Below are 15,190 nucleotides of genomic sequence, written 5' to 3'. Positions count from 1 at the left end.
CGTCGGACGCGATTCCGCCGCAATTGCGACAGCGGGCCGCATGTCGGTGCCGGAGACGGCCGTCGGCTGATGCGCGCGGGCGCCGCTCAGACGGCTTCCTGGAGCGCCTCGGCTTCCCTCAGGTCCACCGACACCACCTGGGAGACGCCGCGCTCGGCCATGGTAACGCCGAACAGCCGGTCCATGCGCGCCATGGTGATCGGATTATGCGTGATGACGACGAAGCGAGTCTCGCTCCGGCGCACCATCTCCTGCAGCAGGTCGCAGTAGCGCTCGACGTTGGCGTCGTCGAGCGGCGCATCGACCTCGTCGAGCACGCAGATCGGCGAGGGGTTGGTGAGGAAGACGGCGAAGATCAGCGCTGTCGCCGTGAGCGCCTGCTCGCCGCCCGACATCAGGGTCATCACCTGGGGCTTCTTGCCGGGCGGCCGGGCGATGATCTCGAGCCCCGCTTCGAGCGGGTCGTCGGCCTCGATCAGGATGAGCTCCGCCGTGCCGCCGCCGAACAGGGTGGTGAACAGCGACTGGAAGTGGCCGTTGACCACCTCGAACGCCGCCAGCAGGCGCTCGCGGCCCTCGCGGTTGAGGTTGCCGATGGCTTGCCGCAGCCGCCTGATCGCTTCCGTCAGATCGTCGCGCTCGGCGACCAGCGCGTCGCGCTTGCCCTCGACCTCGACCAATTCCTCCTCGGCGCGCAGGTTGACGCCACCGAGCCGCTCGCGATCCGCCTTCAGGGCGGCGAGGCGCTCCTCGGTGGCGGCCGAATCGGGCGGGTCGTCGCCGGGCTTGAGCCCGGCCTGCTCATGGAGCGCGTCCGGGGCGGCCCCGGTCGAATCGGCGATGGCTTGCGTCAGTTCGCGCAGCTTGGTCCGGGCCGCTTCCAGCCGTGCCTCGGCGGCGGCCCGCGCTTCACGTGCCTCCGAGAGGCCCGCGAGGCTCTCCCGCGCCGCCCGGTCGGCATCCGCCAGCATGGCTTCGGCCGCCGCCAGGGCATCGGCCGCCTCGCGGCGCTTGGCCTCCGCCGTCTCGATCTCCGCCTGCAGGGCCCGACGACGCAGCGCGAAGGTGTCCGGCGTCTCCGCCAGCGCTTCCTGTTCCTCCCGCGCGGCCTCCAGGCGCCGCTCCAGGTCGGCGCGCCCCGCCTCGGCCCGGCCGGCGCGTTCGCGCCAGGCGGCGATGTCGCGGATCAGGCCGTTGCGGCGCTCGACCCGCATCTCCGCCTCGCGCAGTAGGTTCTGCAGCGCGGCGCGCGCCTCGGTGGCGGCGGTTCGCCGCTCGGCCACCTTGATTCGCTCGTGGCCGAGCTTGCTCTCGAGCTTGGGCGGCGCGGGCAGGGCGCCCAGCGCCTCACGTGTCTGCTCGCTGTTGGCGGCCGCTTCGCTCGCCGCGGTCCCGGTGCGGCTCAGCGCCTCCACGAGGCCCGCGCGCCGCGAGGCGGCTTCGCCGGCCCGGCGCTCGGCCTGGGCCAGGGTGTCGCGCGCCTGGTCGAAAGCTCGCCGCGTCGACCGCGACAGCTCGATCGTCGCAGCCTCCTCCTGCATGGCCTGGCGAACGGCCGCCTGGGCCGTGTCCAGCTCGGCGCGCGCCCGCTCGGCGGCGTGGCGCGCCGTTTCGGCGCTGGCGTCGAGCTCGGCCAGGCGGTTGCGCTCGGCCAGGCGGCGTGCCGCCGCCGACGGCGCGTCGGCGGCGGCGGTGAAGCCGTCCCAGCGCCAAAGGTCACCTTCGACCGATACCAGCCGCTGGCCCGGCGCCAGCCCGGGGCGGAGGGCCGGACCCGCCGCCCGGTCGACCACGCCGATCTGAGCGAGCCGGCGCGCCAGCGCCGCCGGCGCCCGGACGAGGTCGATCAGGGCGACGGCGCCGCCGGGGAGGGGGGGATCGCCGCTCGCCACGGTGGTCGACCAATGGACGGCGGCGGCCGTGTCGGTCGACGCCTCCAGGTCCTCCCCGAGCGCCGCGCCGAGCGCTGCCTCGTAGCCCTTCTCGACCCGGATCTCGTCGACCACGGCGGCGAAGCGCTGGCCCGGCGCCGGCGCGAACAGCTTGGCCAGCGTTCTCGCTTCCGTCTCCAGTTTCTGTGCCGTCCTCTCGGCCTCGGTCGCCCGTGCCCGCGCCTGGCCTTCGCCGTCGCGCGCCGCCGCCACGGCGCCGCGCGCCACGGCGGCCCGTTCCTCCGCCGCGAGCGAGCTGTCCTCAGCCAGCGCCGCCGCCTCGCGCAGTTCGTCGAGGCCGGCGAGGGCGTCGTCACTCTCATCCAGGGCGGCGAGCTGCCGCTCCAGCCCGGCGCGCTCCGTCTCGAGGCGCTGCGCGCGTTCGCTCGCCTCGGCCAGCGCCCGTTCGAGCGAGGCGCGGGACGCATTGAGGTTGGCGAGCTGCGCCTGGGTGTCGGTCAGTGCGGCTTCCGCCTGCGTCAGCTCGCCGTCGGCGTCGGCAACGCTAGCCTTGGCCGCGAACGTGAGGTCGGCCGTGTCCTCGTCGTCCCCCAGCGCTTCGACTTCGCCCGTCAAGCGCTCGAGCGTGGCGGCTGCATCCCGGGCTTGGGCGTTCTCGCGCGCGATATCCTTCTCGATCTCGGCGATGCGGCGCACCAGTTCGGCCGCGCGCTCCTGGGTGCGGCGTTCCTCGGCGTCGAGCTCGTTGCGCGCGAGGGTGAGCCGCTGCAGCGCTGCGGCGGCGGCCACCTCGTCCTGGCGCAGGCCCGGCAGGCTCGCCGCCGCGATGGCCTGCTCCTTGGCCGCCTGGGCCTGCACGGCGGTGCGATCGGCAACGGCGCGCACGTGCTCCTCGAGCGTGCGCTCCGCCGTGGCGAGCTGGCCGCGGGCCGCGCGGTAGCCGATCAGCATCAGCAGCGCATCCAGCCGCCGGATCTCGCCGGACAGGTTGCGGTAGCGGGCAGCCTGCCGGCTCTGCCGGCGCAGGCTGTCGACCTGGGCCTCGATCTCGCGCAGCACGTCTTCCAGGCGCTGGAGGTTGTCCTCCGTCGCCTTGAGCCGCAGCTCGGCTTCGTGGCGCCGGGTGTTCAGCCCGGCGATGCCGGCGGCGTCCTCCAGGATGCGGCGGCGCGCCTGCGGTTTGGCGGCGATGATCTCGCCGATCTGGCCCTGGCGCACCATGGCGGGCGAGCGCGCGCCGGTGGCGGCGTCGGCAAACAGCAGCTGCACGTCGCGCGCCCGCACCTCGCGGCCGTTGACCTTGTAGGTGGAGCCTTCCTCGCGCTCGATGCGGCGGGAGACCTCGAGCACGTCGGCGTCGTTGAAGGCGGCCGGCGCGGTCCGGCCGGCATTGTCGACGACGAGCGTGACCTCGGCCGTATTGCGGGCCGGGCGCCCCGACGCGCCGGCGAAGATCACGTCGTCCATGCCCGAGGCGCGCAGGGATTTGTGCGAGCTCTCGCCCATCACCCAGCGCAGCGCCTCGACCAGGTTGGACTTGCCGCAGCCGTTGGGGCCGACGACGCCGGTGAGGCCCGGCTCGATCAGGACGTCCGTGGGATCGACGAACGACTTGAAACCCGCGATCTTCAGTCGGGTCAGCTTCATCGCAGCCTCCGCCGCGCGCCAATCCGAGCGGCGCCAGCCGGCCTCAACCGGCCACTATCAGCCGGCGAGCAGAGGCGCCAGCGTCTTCTCCATCTCGTCCGGCTCCAGCGCTCCCCGGTAGACCTTGCCGTTGATGAACAGCGTCGGCGTGGAGTTGACGCCCAGCTTGGCACCGCGCTCGCGCTCGGCCACCACCGCGTCATAGATCTTCTGATTCTTCAAGCAGGCCTCGAAGCTCTCCTGTGTGTAACCGGCCTGCTTGACCAGCTGGGAGAGGCCGTCGAGCGGCTTGTCGGTGAAAGCCCATTGTTGCTGCTTGGAGAACAGCAGGTCGGTGATCGGATAATATTTGTCGTTGCCCTGGCAGCGCGCCAGCATGAAGCCGGCCGTGGCCAGCGGATCGAGGGGAAATTCGCGCAGGGTGAAGCGCACCTTGCCGGTGTCGATGTACTTCGACTTCAGCATCGGGAACGTCTTCTCGTGGAACTCGGCGCAGTGCGAGCAGGTCATCGACGCATACTCGATGATGTTCACTTTGGCGTCCTGGCTGCCGAGCGTCACGTCGCCGAGCGGACCGGGCTGGTTCAGCTCCTCGGGCTTGGCATCCTGGGCCAGGGCGGCCGGGGCGATCGGCATCCATCGGCCTGCCGCCGCCAGAAGCGCGCCCACGGCCATGGTCTCGAGCACGCGACGGCGTGTGATCATGTCAGTCTCCTGAGTTGCCCGTGGCGCTGGGAATCCAAGGCGTCATCGGCGTCTGGTCCGAGTTTCGGACATTGCGCAAGCAATTGTGGCAACATCAGCAGCCGTCAAGTGCGGCCGCTGATGCCGGTGCGGGGCGCCGACAGCACGGCTTCGCCGAGCCGCTGCAGCGCCGCGCGCAGGGGCTCCTGCTCGATGCCGGCCGTCAGGTCGTGGGCGGCGGCGATCGCCGCCGCATCCGGCGCGGCCCGCGCCGGCCGGGCGGCCGGGCGCGCGACCGGGCCCTGGCGGATGACGATGCGGCCGACGCAGCGCCAGCCGAAATGGGTGTTGACCCGCTCGATGACCACCGGAGCCATGTGCTGCAGCTCGAGCGCAAAGGCGCTGGTGGTGCGCACCACCAGCGCCGCCGGCCGGGCCGGTCCGTCGCCGTCGCGGGCCCGGCGCGGCCATTCGAGGCGCAGGGGCTGGGTATGGGCGGCGAGGCGTGGCCCGACGATGTCGGCCCAGGCGACGATCACGTCGCTGGCGGCAAAGCCCTGCGCCGCCAGCGCCGGCCCGAGGCAGACGTCGACCATGTCGGCGAGCGGCATGGCGCCGCGGGGGCGAAAGGGGGGCTTGCTCATGCGTCGGTCCGCCCGCCGGACCGGGAGCCGCAACCGCTTTGCGGCCCCGCCGGTCCGGGCTAGGTAGGGCTGATGGTAACCTCCGCCGCCGCCGCTTCAAAGGCCCGCCGGTCCGCCGGCGCCGCATCGGCTTCGAGCGGGCCGGAAGCCGCCGCGCTGCTCGCCTGGTACGACCGCCACCGCCGGGCGCTGCCGTGGCGAGCGCGGCCGGGCGAGCGGCCCGACCCCTACCGGGTCTGGCTCTCCGAGATCATGCTGCAGCAGACCACCGTCACTGCCGTCAGGCCCTATTTCGAGCGCTTTCTGGCCCGCTTCCCCACGGTCGAGCAACTGGCGGCGGCACCGGCGGAGGCGGTGATGCAGGCCTGGGCGGGGCTCGGCTACTACTCCCGGGCGCGCAACCTGCACGCCTGCGCCAAGGCCGTCGCCGCCCGTCCTGGCGGCCGCTTTCCGGACGAGGAGGCCGAGCTCCTGGCTCTGCCCGGCATCGGGCCGTACACGGCCGCCGCGATCGCCGCCATCGCCTTCGATCGCCCGGCCGCTCCCGTCGACGGCAACATCGAGCGCGTCATCACCCGGCTCTACGCCATGGAAGAGCCGCTGCCGGCGGCCAAGCCCGCCATCCGCGCGCGCACCGCCGCGCTGGTGCCGCACGCGCGGCCGGGCGATTTCGCCCAGGCCATGATGGACCTGGGCGCAACCATCTGCACGCCCAAGCGGCCAGCCTGCGCGCTCTGTCCGCTCACCGAGCCCTGCGCCGCGCGGCGCAGCGGCCAGCAGGACGTGTTTCCGAAGAAGACGCCCAAGCGTGAGGGTGTGCTGCGGCGCGGTGCGGCGTTCGTGTGCGTGCGGGCGGACGGCGCGGTGCTGCTCAGGACGCGGCCCCCGCGCGGGCTGCTCGGCGGCATGGCCGAGGTGCCGGGCAGCGATTGGACGCCCGAACCATCCCCGGTGGCCCCTGCCGCTCCTCCGCTCGCCGCGCGATGGCGGCGGCTGCCGGGCGTCGTGCGCCACGTGTTCACGCATTTTCCGCTGGAGCTCACCGTGGCGCGCGCCGACGTGGCGCACGACGCGCCGGCGCCACAGGGCTGTCGCTGGGCCCCGGCGGCATCGCTGGGCGGCGAGGCGCTGCCCAACCTGATGCGCAAGGTGCTCGCTCACGCGGGCGTCGAGGTCGGCCCGGCCGGCTGAACCGGTGCTTACGCGGCGGCCTTGAAGGTGGTGCGGAACGCGCTGCGCAACTCGTCGATGAGGACGCCGGCACCGGCGCGCTCGACGTGCCAGAAGGTCCAGCCGTTACAGGCGGGGAGCCCCTGGGCCAGGGCGCCGATCTTGTGGATCGATCCGACCGCCGGTCCCAGCATGAGGGTGCCGTCGGCCCGCACCAGCGCCTGGTGCCGGCCGCGCTGGTCCCTCAACATCTCGCCGGGCTGGATCAGGCCCGCCTCGACCAGAGACAGGAAGGGGATGCGCGGTTCGCTGCGCTTGGCGGGCGCGGTGGCGACGGCGGCCGGAGCCACCGGCGATGCTGCCGCGATACGCCGCTCGGCCGCGGCTGCATACACCGGGTCCCGCTCCAGGCCGATGAAGCGGCGGCCCAGCTTCTTGGCCACTGCGGCCGTGGTGCCGGTGCCCAGGAACGGATCGAGGATCACATCACCCGGGTTCGACGACGCCAGCAGCACGCGGGCGAGCAGCGCCTCGGGCTTCTGCGTCGGGTGAACCTTGCGGCCCTCGGCATCCTTCAGCCGCTCGTCCCCGGTGCACAGGGGAATGAACCAGTCCGAGCGCATTTGCAGGTCGTCGTTGCCACCCTTCAGCGCCTCGTAGTGGAAGGTGTAGCGCTTGGAGGTGCTGCGCGTCGCCCAGATCAGCGTCTCGTGCGCGTTGGTGAAGCGCCGGCCGCGGAAGTTCGGCATCGGGTTGGCCTTGCGCCAGACGACGTCGTTCAGGATCCAGAAGCCCAGGTCCTGCAGGATGGCGCCCACCCGGAAGATATTGTGGTAGGAGCCGATGACCCACAGCGACGCATCGGGCTTCATCACGCGGCGGCAGGCGGTGAGCCAGCGCCGGGTGAAGGCATCGTATTCGCCGAAGCTCGCGAACTTGTCCCAATCGTCGTCGACGGCGTCGACGAGGCTCTGATCGGGGCGCGTCAGCGCGCTCTCGAGCTGGAGGTTGTAGGGCGGATCAGCAAAGACCAGGTCGACGCTGGAGTCCGGCAGGCTATCGAGGCTGGCGATGCAATCGCCGACGATGATGCGGTCGAGAGGGGGCGGTGAGCCCAACCGGGAATCCGGCGCGGTCGTCCCGGTACGCGAGACCTGAATCCGGGAGACGGCGCCGGCGATTCCGGTATGCATGATACCCATGTCGCCTATACCGGTTACGCAACTTACGGATCCGGATCATGGGGGAATGGGGTAAAAACGAAGTTGCACGGCCCGCAGCGTCGGCGTCTCGTTTTGGCACTTCCGCTCCAGCAGCGGCGTGGGTGATGCTTTAAGGAACCAGCTCCGCCGCCACCGGCGTGGCGGCAGCTTCGACCAGGCGGAAGGGCGCGAAGCTCAAGCGGTGATAGGGGCAGGGGCCGTGGAGCTCGATGGCGCGGCGATGCTCGGCCGTGGCATAGCCGACGTGGCGGGAGAAGCCGTAGACCGGATAATGTCGGCACAGCCGCCGCATCAGCCGATCGCGCACGACCTTGGCGACGATGGAGGCCGCGGCGATGGAGGCGACCAGGGCGTCGCCGCGGACGATCGCCTCGACCTCGCACGGCACCGCCGGGCGGTCGCGGCCGTCGACGAGCGCGAAGCTGACGGGAACCGGCAGGCTCGCCAGGGCGCGGCTCATGGCGGCGAGCGAGGCCTTGCGGATGTCGGTGTCGTCGATCTCGCGCGCCGAGACGCAGGCGACGCCGACGAGCGCCTTGGCCATGATGACGGGATAGAGCGCCTCGCGCGTCTCCCCGTCGAGCGCCTTGCTGTCGTTGAGCCCGTCGGGAATATCGCGGGGATCGAGCACCACGGCCGCCGCCACCACCGGGCCGGCGAGCGGGCCGCGTCCGACCTCGTCGATGCCGGCGACCGGCCAGACGCCGCGCCGGCGCAGGCGCCGCTCCCGGTCGAAGGTCGGGCCTTCCGGCAGGAGCATGGGCAGCGAATCGGTCGTCGGGCGGCGGGCCATGGGCGCCAGCATGCCGTGTGCGCCTGCAAGCTCAAGCCCCCGACCATCGAAATGCAGTTGGCAAAGGGACCGCGGCTCGCGCCGAGAGCGCTTTCTGATCGGTGGACCCACCCAATCAGAGAGAAGCGCTCCAGATTCAAAAGGTTATGAGCATTTCCGCACCATCGGATGATCTCGTCCGATGGTGCAATGCGCTAAGCCGGCAGGACGATCCGGCCCCGCGCATCGAGGGGAAAGAACGGGTTGTGGGCCACTTCCCAGGCGTGGCCGTCCGGATCGGCGAAGTAGCCGGAGTAGCCGCCCCAGAACACGGGTTGCCCCGGCTTCAGCAGGCTGGCGCCGGCCTCGACGGCCGCTGCCAGCACCTCGTCGACCTTTGCCGGGCTCTCGACGTTGATGGCCAGGCTGACATCGCCTCGTCCCGGCCGCGCCTCGAGGAGCCCCATGTCCTCGGCCAGGCTCGCCCGTCCAAACAGCGACAGCACCACGTTGTCGAGGGCGAAGAACGCCACCGACGGGCTGCCGGCGGTGGCGGAGCGCCGCCAGCCGAGCCGCTCATAAAAGGCGCCGCTGCGGTCGAGGTCGTCGACGCCCAGGGTAATCAGGTTGACGCGCGGCGCGATGGTCATCGCTTTGCTCCGGGAACTGCGGATCGAAACGGTCAGAACAGGCTGAGCTGGCCCTTGTCGGACTTGGGCCTGGCGAACAGGTCGGTCTTCAGCCGTGCCCGCCGCTTGTTGAGGCCGATGCGCTCGCACGCCACCTCGAAGCGGCGCCCGATCATCCAGGCGTATGGGCCGGAACCGACCATGCGCTCACCCCAGGTGGAATCGTAGTCCTTGCCGCCGCGCGTCGACTTGACCAGCGAGAGCACATGGCGGGCCTTATCCGGGTAGTTCGCCATGAGCCAGTCGCGCACCAGGTCGCGGACCTCGAGCGGCAGGCGCAGCAGGACATAGCCGGCCTCGCGCGCGCCGGCCTCATGCGCCCGCTCCAGGATGCGCTCGATCTCCGCATCGTTCACCGCCGGCACCACGGGCGCGACCATGACGGTGGTCGGGATGCCGGCCGCCGCCAGCGCCCGGATCGTCTCGATCCGCCGTTCCGGGGTCGCCGCCCGGGGCTCCATCGTGCGCGCCAGCTTGGCATCGAGCGTCGTCACCGACACCGCGACCTTGGCGAGCCCGCGCGCCGCCATGCGCGACAGGATGTCGATGTCGCGCGCCACCAGCGCCGATTTGGTCACGATGCCGACCGGGTGGCTGAAGTGCTCGAGCACCTCGAGCACCTGCCGCATGATGCGGTAGCGTTTCTCGATCGGCTGGTAGGGATCGGTGTTGGTGCCGATGGCGATCGTCCTCGGCGTGTAGCCCGCCGCCGACAGCTCCTTCTCCAGGAGCGCGGCGGCATCGGGCTTGGCGAACAGCTTCGATTCGAAATCCAGCCCGGGCGACAGGCCCATATAAGCATGCGTCGGGCGCGCGAAGCAGTAGACGCAGCCATGCTCGCAGCCGCGGTAGGGATTGATCGAGCGATCGAAGCTGATGTCGGGCGAATCGTTCCTGGTGATGATGGTGCGCGGCTTCTCGATCGACACCTCGGTCGTGAACGGGGCAAGCGCCTCGAGCCCGCCCCAGCCGTCGTCCTCATCCTCGCGGTGGGTCGGTTCGTACCGCGGCGCCGGGTTGGTGACCGCGCCGCGGCCACGCCGCCGGTCCGGGTCGACCTGGTGGCCGACATGGGCCATCGGGTCGACCGGCGCCACCCGTACGCTGATCACTTCGTCGCTGACGTCCGTGCGCCGCCTGAGGGCGCTGCGCCTCGCCGCCGCCATGCCGAATCTCCACTCCCGATCATTTCTGATTATCAGAACAAACAGGGAACAAATGCAAGGGGCAAAGCGACAGGCGGTCTGACCTGTCAGGAAAGCTGCACATTTTCCGTGGATTAAGGGCAGGACGAGGCGACGCCGCGCCGAACCCGCCGCGGCGCCAGATTTGAGGCGCGAACACGGCTCTTTTAGGTTAAAACGTAGGCAGACGGTGATGGAGGGGTCCCATGGAACTCGATGCAGCGCTCCTGGCACGCATACAGTTCGGCTTCACCGTCACGTGGCACATTATCTTTCCCGCCTTCACCATCGGCACGTCCGCCTTCGTCGCGACGCTGCTGGCCCGCCATCTGTGGACCGGGGACGAGCGCTACAAGCACCTGGCTCGGTACTGGACCAAGATCTTTGCGGTCTCCTTCGCCATGGGCGTCGTGTCGGGCATCGTGCTGTCCTACCAGTTCGGCACCAACTGGAGCCGCTTCTCGGTCGTGGTGGGCAACGTCATCGGCCCGCTCATCGGCTATGAGGTGCTGACCGCCTTCTTCCTGGAGGCGACGTTCCTCGGGGTCATGCTGTTCGGCTGGAACCGGGTGCCGGACTGGCTGCACTTCGTGTCGTCGCTGATGGTGGCGCTGGGCACGCTGATGAGCGCCTTCTGGATCCTCTCGGCCAACAGCTGGATGCAATATCCCACCGGGCACGAGATGCGGGACGGCATCGCCTTTCCGGTGGACTGGCTGCAGATCGTCTTCAACCCGACCTTTCCGTTGCGCCTTGCCCACATGGTGATCGCCGCCTACCTCACGACCGCCGTCGTCGTGCTGGCGGTCGGCGCCCGCCATCTGCTCGCCGGCCAGTTCGAGCTGCAGGCAAAGACCATGGTGCGCATGGGCCTCGGTCTCGCCCTGATCCTGACGCCGACGCAGATCATCATCGGCGACTTCCATGGCCAAGCGACGGCCAAGTACCAGCCGGCCAAGCTGGCGGCGATCGAGGGCCACTGGCCGGCGCAGGAGGTGGCGCCGCTGGTGCTGTTCGCGTGGCCCAACGAGACGACCGAGAGCAACGATTTCCAGATCGCCATCCCGCACCTCGGCAGCTTTATCATCCTGCACGACTGGAACGGCATCTACCCTGGCCTCAAGGCCTTCGCGCCGCAGGATCGGCCGCCCGTGGCGCCACCGTTCTTCGGCTTCCGCATCATGGTCGGCATGGGCGTGCTGATGCTGGGGCTCGCCATCTGGGGCGGCGTGCTGTGGCTGCGCGGCCGGCTGTTCGAGAGCAGGCTGTGGCTGACGGCGGCGTCTTGGGCGTGGCCGCTGGGCTTCATCGCCATCGTTGCGGGCTGGTACACCACCGAGATCGGCCGCCAGCCGTGGATCGCCAACGGCATTCTGCGCACCGTCGACGCCCGGTCGCCGGTCGCCTTCGAGGCCGTGCTGGTGTCGCTGATCCTGTTCGTCGTGGTGTACTGCCTGGTCTTCGGCGTCGGCATCCTGTTCATCAACCGGCTGGTCAACAGGGGTCCCGACGAGGGCACGACGGCGTTGCCGGAGGGCATGCCGCACCGGCCCCTCTCGGCCGCCGAAGGCGCCGTGCGCCATGCCACCCAAGGCGCCGCCTGAGCGCTGCCCCCTCGCCGGCAACTCGATAGGGCTCGGAACCGATGGAACAGTATCTGCCGATCATCTGGGCGGCGCTCATCGGCACCGCCGTCGTGCTCTACGTCATCCTCGACGGCTTCGACCTGGGCATGGGGATCCTGTTCCCGACCACGCGCGACGAGCGCGAGCGCGACCAGATGATGAACTCGGTCGCGCCGTTCTGGGACGGCAACGAGACGTGGCTGATCCTGGGCGGCGGCGGGCTCTGGGTCGCCTTCCCCAAGGCCTACGCGGTGATCATGCCCGGCCTCTATCTGCCGGTCATCGTCATGCTGCTGGCGCTGATCTTCCGCGGCGTGTCGTTCGAGTTCCGCTGGGTCGCCAAGCCCAACCACCGCCGCTGGGACATCGCCTTCGCCGGCGGCTCCATCGTCGCGGCCTTCGCCCAGGGGGTGATCCTCGGTGGGCTGCTGGAAGGCATCAAGGTGGTCGACGGCAGCTTCGCCGGCGGGCCGTTCGATTGGCTGACGCCGTTCACGGTGCTGTGCGGGCTGGGCCTCATCGTCGGCTATGGTCTGCTGGGTTCCACCTGGCTGATGTTGCGCACCGAAGGCGCAACCGCCGCGCACGGCCGCCGGCTGGCGCGGCCGCTGCTCATCGCGGTGGCCTGCTTTGCCGCGGCGGTGAGCCTGTACACGCCCTATGTGCTGCCGCGCATCGCCGAGCGCTGGTTCGCCACGCCCAACATCTTCTTCCTGTGGCCTCTGCCCGTGGCGACGGCGCTGCTCGGACTGGGAGTCTGGCGCGGCGTCGCCCGCGCCGAGGCGGGCGGCGGCGTGCTCATGCCGTTCGTTTGCACCATCGGCATCTTCCTGCTCTGCTTCGCCGGTCTGATCGTGTCCAATTTCCCCTATCTGGTGCCGACGTCGCTGACGGTGTGGGAGGCGGCCGCGGCGCCCGCCTCGCAGATCTTCATGCTCCTCGGCACAATTTTCCTGCTGCCGCTCATCCTGGCCTATTCGGTGTTCGTCTACTGGACGTTCCGTGGCCGCCTGAAGGAGGGGGAGGGGTATCACTAGCTGGCGGCCGATTGTGAGGGAGCGCTTCGATTCGGCCGATACATCGGGGCGCAGTTCGGCTATGATCGCGCATGACCGACGCTGAGGCCCAGGCCCGCTTTTCGGTGCTGCGGCAGTCCGCCACGGCGGACGCGGCCGCAGCGATCGAGGCGCTCGTGCGCGACGGCTCCGATCGGGAGCTCAATCGCGTCAATGTGCTGGACTTCGCGGGCCGCTATGGCATCAACGAGGAGGGCGCCATCTCCGCCTTCCTGCACGCGGCGCGGCTCGGCCTCTTCGACATGTCGTGGAACGTGCTCTGCCCGGGCTGCGGCGGCGTGCTCGACTCCAACGCCACGCTGAAGACGCTCAACCGCGCCGAATACCATTGTTCGCTCTGTGCTGCCGGCTACGAGCCCAACCTCGACGATGTCGTCGAGGTGAGCTTCACGGTGAGCCCGCGCGTCCGGCGCATCGCCGCGCACGATCCGCATAGCCTGCCGATCTGGGAATACCAGCGGCAGGTGTTCTGGTGCTCGGGCATCGACCTGCCCGACGACGAGGCCTTCAATCGGCTGATCGACAAGGTCGTGCTCGACTCCGTCGAGCTGCCGGCGGGCGAGAAGGCGATCCTCTCCCTGCGCATGCCGCCCGAGTTCCTGATCATTTTCGATCCGGTCACGCACGCTTCCCTGTTCATCGACGTGAAGGGCGAGCCGACCAGCGAGCGGCGCGAGCTGTCGCTGGTCTTCAACCGGATGCAGGCGCCCAACAGCACGGTGACGCTGGCCCCCGGGCCGCTGCGACTCACGCTCGAAAACCGCACCGACACCCGGGTGCTGCCCGGCGTCTATATCGCCGGGCACGACCTGCACGAGATGGTGGGCAAGCGAAAGCGCTTCCTCACCGCCAAGCGGTTGCTGACCAACCAGACCTTCCGCGACATCTACAAGACCGACGCGCTCACGGTCGACCAACGTCTCAAGATCACCAGCCTGAGCTTCTTGTTCACCGACCTGAAGGGATCGACGGAGCTCTATGACCGGGTCGGCGACCTCGTCGCCTATGACCTCGTGCGCGCCCATTTCCAGGTGATGAACGACATCGTGGCGGCGGAGACCGGCGCGGTGGTGAAGACCATCGGCGATGCCGTCATGGCGACGTTCCCGTCGCCCGACCATGCGCTCGCCGCCGCCCTCAAGGTGCGCGATGCCATGGGCCGGATCAACGCCGAGCGTCGCAGCGAGGACCTGCTGCTCAAGATGGGGCTGCACGAGGGCCCGTGCCTCGCCGTGACCCTCAACGACCGGCTCGATTATTTCGGCCAGACGGTGAACATCGCCTCGCGCGTGCAGGGCTTTGCCGTGTCACGCTCGATCTTCGCCACCGAGCCGGTGGTGATGCATCCGCAGGCAGCGCAACTGCTGGCCCAGGCTGGACTCGTGCCCGTCGCCCAGCGCCGGGCGTTGCGTGGCGTCGGCGGCGAGATGACGGTCTACGAGATCCCCTGAAGGCGCAGGCATCCGCCTTCCCGTCCGGCCTATTCAAACTATTCAAAAGCGGCGGCGCGGCTGCTATCTGTGGGCCGAACGGCACGCTCCATCACACAGGACGGACCCATGCGCTGGGATGAATTCCGCACCTCGAGCAACGTCGAAGACCGACGGAGCGACGACGGCTATGGGGGCGGCGGCGGGATGATCCCCGGCGGCCGTGGCGGCCTCGGCATCGGCACCATCATCATCCTGGGCCTGGTCGGCTGGGCGCTCGGCATCAACCCGGCTCTGCTCATCGGCGGCGCCGAGATCCTCACCGGCGGCGGCAGCGGCCCCTCGTCCCAGCAGCAGCAGGCGCCGTCACAGACCTCTGGCGCGCCGCCCCAGGACCAGACCGGCAAGTTCGCCGCGGCGATCCTCGGCAATACCGAGGACGTGTGGAAGGCGGTGCTGCCGGCACAGGCCAATGTGCAATACCGGGAACCGCGCATGGTGCTGTTCAGCGGCGCCACCCGCTCGGGCTGCGGCGCCGCTCAGGCAGCCATGGGCCCGTTCTATTGCCCGCTCGACCAGACGGTCTACGTCGATCTCTCGTTCTTCGAGGAGATGCGGCAGCGCTTCCGCGCCGGCGGCGATTTCGCCTACGCCTACGTCCTGGCACACGAGGTCGGCCACCACGTGCAGAACCTGCTCGGCATTCTCGACAAGGTGGAGGATGCCAAGCAATCGTCGTCGAAGACGGGGCGCAACGCGCTTTCGGTGCGCGTCGAGCTGATGGCCGACTGCCTGGCCGGCGTCTGGGCCAACAACAGCAACCAGAAATACAAGTTCCTGGAGCAGGGTGACGTCGAGAACGCGATGAACGCCGCTTCGGCGATCGGCGACGACCGGCTGCAGAAGCAGTCGCAGGGCTTCGCCATTCCCGACAGCTTCACGCACGGCTCCTCGGCCCAGCGCACGCGCTGGTTCATGACCGGCCTGAAGAGCGGCCAGATCAACTCCTGCGATACCTTCAGGGCCGGCGATCAGCTGTAATCTCGACCAACACTTTGACATGATGCAGAATTTTCCAAGCCCGCCCTGCGCGCGGAGGTCGGAAATTCTGCATAGGCCGCGCATCGCGGCCCTGCGCATTCGAAGGGAGAACG

General features: G+C 69.9%; 12 protein-coding genes. 5 read left to right on the top strand and 7 right to left on the bottom strand.

Translation table 11 applies throughout. The features are described 5' to 3' along the window. Positions 1-86: 86 nt before the first annotated feature. From smc to ACZ5PO_RS36025, 3 genes are all read right to left on the bottom strand, one after another. Complete coding sequence (smc, locus tag ACZ5PO_RS36035; RefSeq protein WP_464187572.1) at positions 87-3,539, bottom strand: chromosome segregation protein SMC; 3,453 nt, start codon at positions 3,537-3,539, stop codon at positions 87-89. Positions 3,540-3,596: 57 nt separating this feature from the next. Next, positions 3,597-4,244 (bottom strand): DsbA family protein, encoded by a 648-nt coding sequence (locus ACZ5PO_RS36030; RefSeq protein ID WP_464187570.1) that lies wholly within the window; start codon positions 4,242-4,244, stop codon positions 3,597-3,599. A 104-nt stretch (positions 4,245-4,348) separates the two neighbouring features. After that, the gene (locus tag ACZ5PO_RS36025) at positions 4,349-4,867 is read right to left on the bottom strand and encodes a DUF721 domain-containing protein (protein ID WP_464187568.1); all 519 of its coding nucleotides are present in this window, start codon (positions 4,865-4,867) and stop codon (positions 4,349-4,351) included. 72 nt (positions 4,868-4,939) lie between these two features. On the opposite strand from ACZ5PO_RS36025, the gene mutY reads away from it, so the two are divergent. Continuing rightward, positions 4,940-6,058: an A/G-specific adenine glycosylase gene (mutY, locus tag ACZ5PO_RS36020; RefSeq protein ID WP_464187566.1), complete on the top strand. Its 1,119-nt coding sequence runs from the start codon at positions 4,940-4,942 to the stop codon at positions 6,056-6,058. 8 nt (positions 6,059-6,066) lie between these two features. On the opposite strand, the gene ACZ5PO_RS36015 is transcribed toward mutY, so the two are convergent. The 4 genes from ACZ5PO_RS36015 to ACZ5PO_RS36000 form a co-directional block, all read right to left on the bottom strand. Next, positions 6,067-7,239, bottom strand: coding sequence for a DNA methyltransferase (locus tag ACZ5PO_RS36015; protein WP_464187564.1), 1,173 nt, complete (start codon positions 7,237-7,239; stop codon positions 6,067-6,069). Positions 7,240-7,369: 130 nt separating this feature from the next. Beyond that, positions 7,370-8,053: a ribonuclease HII gene (locus tag ACZ5PO_RS36010; RefSeq protein WP_464197172.1), complete on the bottom strand. Its 684-nt coding sequence runs from the start codon at positions 8,051-8,053 to the stop codon at positions 7,370-7,372. A gap of 194 nt (positions 8,054-8,247) precedes the next feature. Then, complete coding sequence (locus ACZ5PO_RS36005; RefSeq protein ID WP_464187562.1) at positions 8,248-8,682, bottom strand: VOC family protein; 435 nt, start codon at positions 8,680-8,682, stop codon at positions 8,248-8,250. Positions 8,683-8,714: 32 nt separating this feature from the next. Then, positions 8,715-9,800, bottom strand: coding sequence for a PA0069 family radical SAM protein (locus tag ACZ5PO_RS36000; protein WP_464197170.1), 1,086 nt, complete (start codon positions 9,798-9,800; stop codon positions 8,715-8,717). 311 nt (positions 9,801-10,111) lie between these two features. Here ACZ5PO_RS36000 and ACZ5PO_RS35995 point away from each other — a divergent pair, with 311 nt between their 5' ends. The 4 genes from ACZ5PO_RS35995 to ypfJ all read left to right on the top strand — a co-directional run bounded on the left by ACZ5PO_RS35995 (position 10,112) and on the right by ypfJ (position 15,077). Next, positions 10,112-11,509, top strand: coding sequence for a cytochrome ubiquinol oxidase subunit I (locus ACZ5PO_RS35995; RefSeq protein WP_464187560.1), 1,398 nt, complete (start codon positions 10,112-10,114; stop codon positions 11,507-11,509). A 41-nt stretch (positions 11,510-11,550) separates the two neighbouring features. After that, positions 11,551-12,567, top strand: coding sequence for a cytochrome d ubiquinol oxidase subunit II (cydB, locus tag ACZ5PO_RS35990; protein ID WP_464187558.1), 1,017 nt, complete (start codon positions 11,551-11,553; stop codon positions 12,565-12,567). 71 nt (positions 12,568-12,638) lie between these two features. After that, positions 12,639-14,057, top strand: a complete 1,419-nt coding sequence (locus ACZ5PO_RS35985) for a DUF5939 domain-containing protein (protein ID WP_464187556.1) — start codon at positions 12,639-12,641, stop codon at positions 14,055-14,057. 108 nt (positions 14,058-14,165) lie between these two features. After that, entirely contained in the window at positions 14,166-15,077 is a 912-nt protein-coding gene (ypfJ, locus tag ACZ5PO_RS35980; protein ID WP_464187554.1) for a KPN_02809 family neutral zinc metallopeptidase, read from the top strand. Positions 15,078-15,190: the final 113 nt, after the last annotated feature.

The sequence above is a fragment of the Chelatococcus sp. KU-N122 genome, from assembly GCF_055391085.1.
This window is presented reverse-complemented; position numbering and strand designations above follow the sequence as displayed.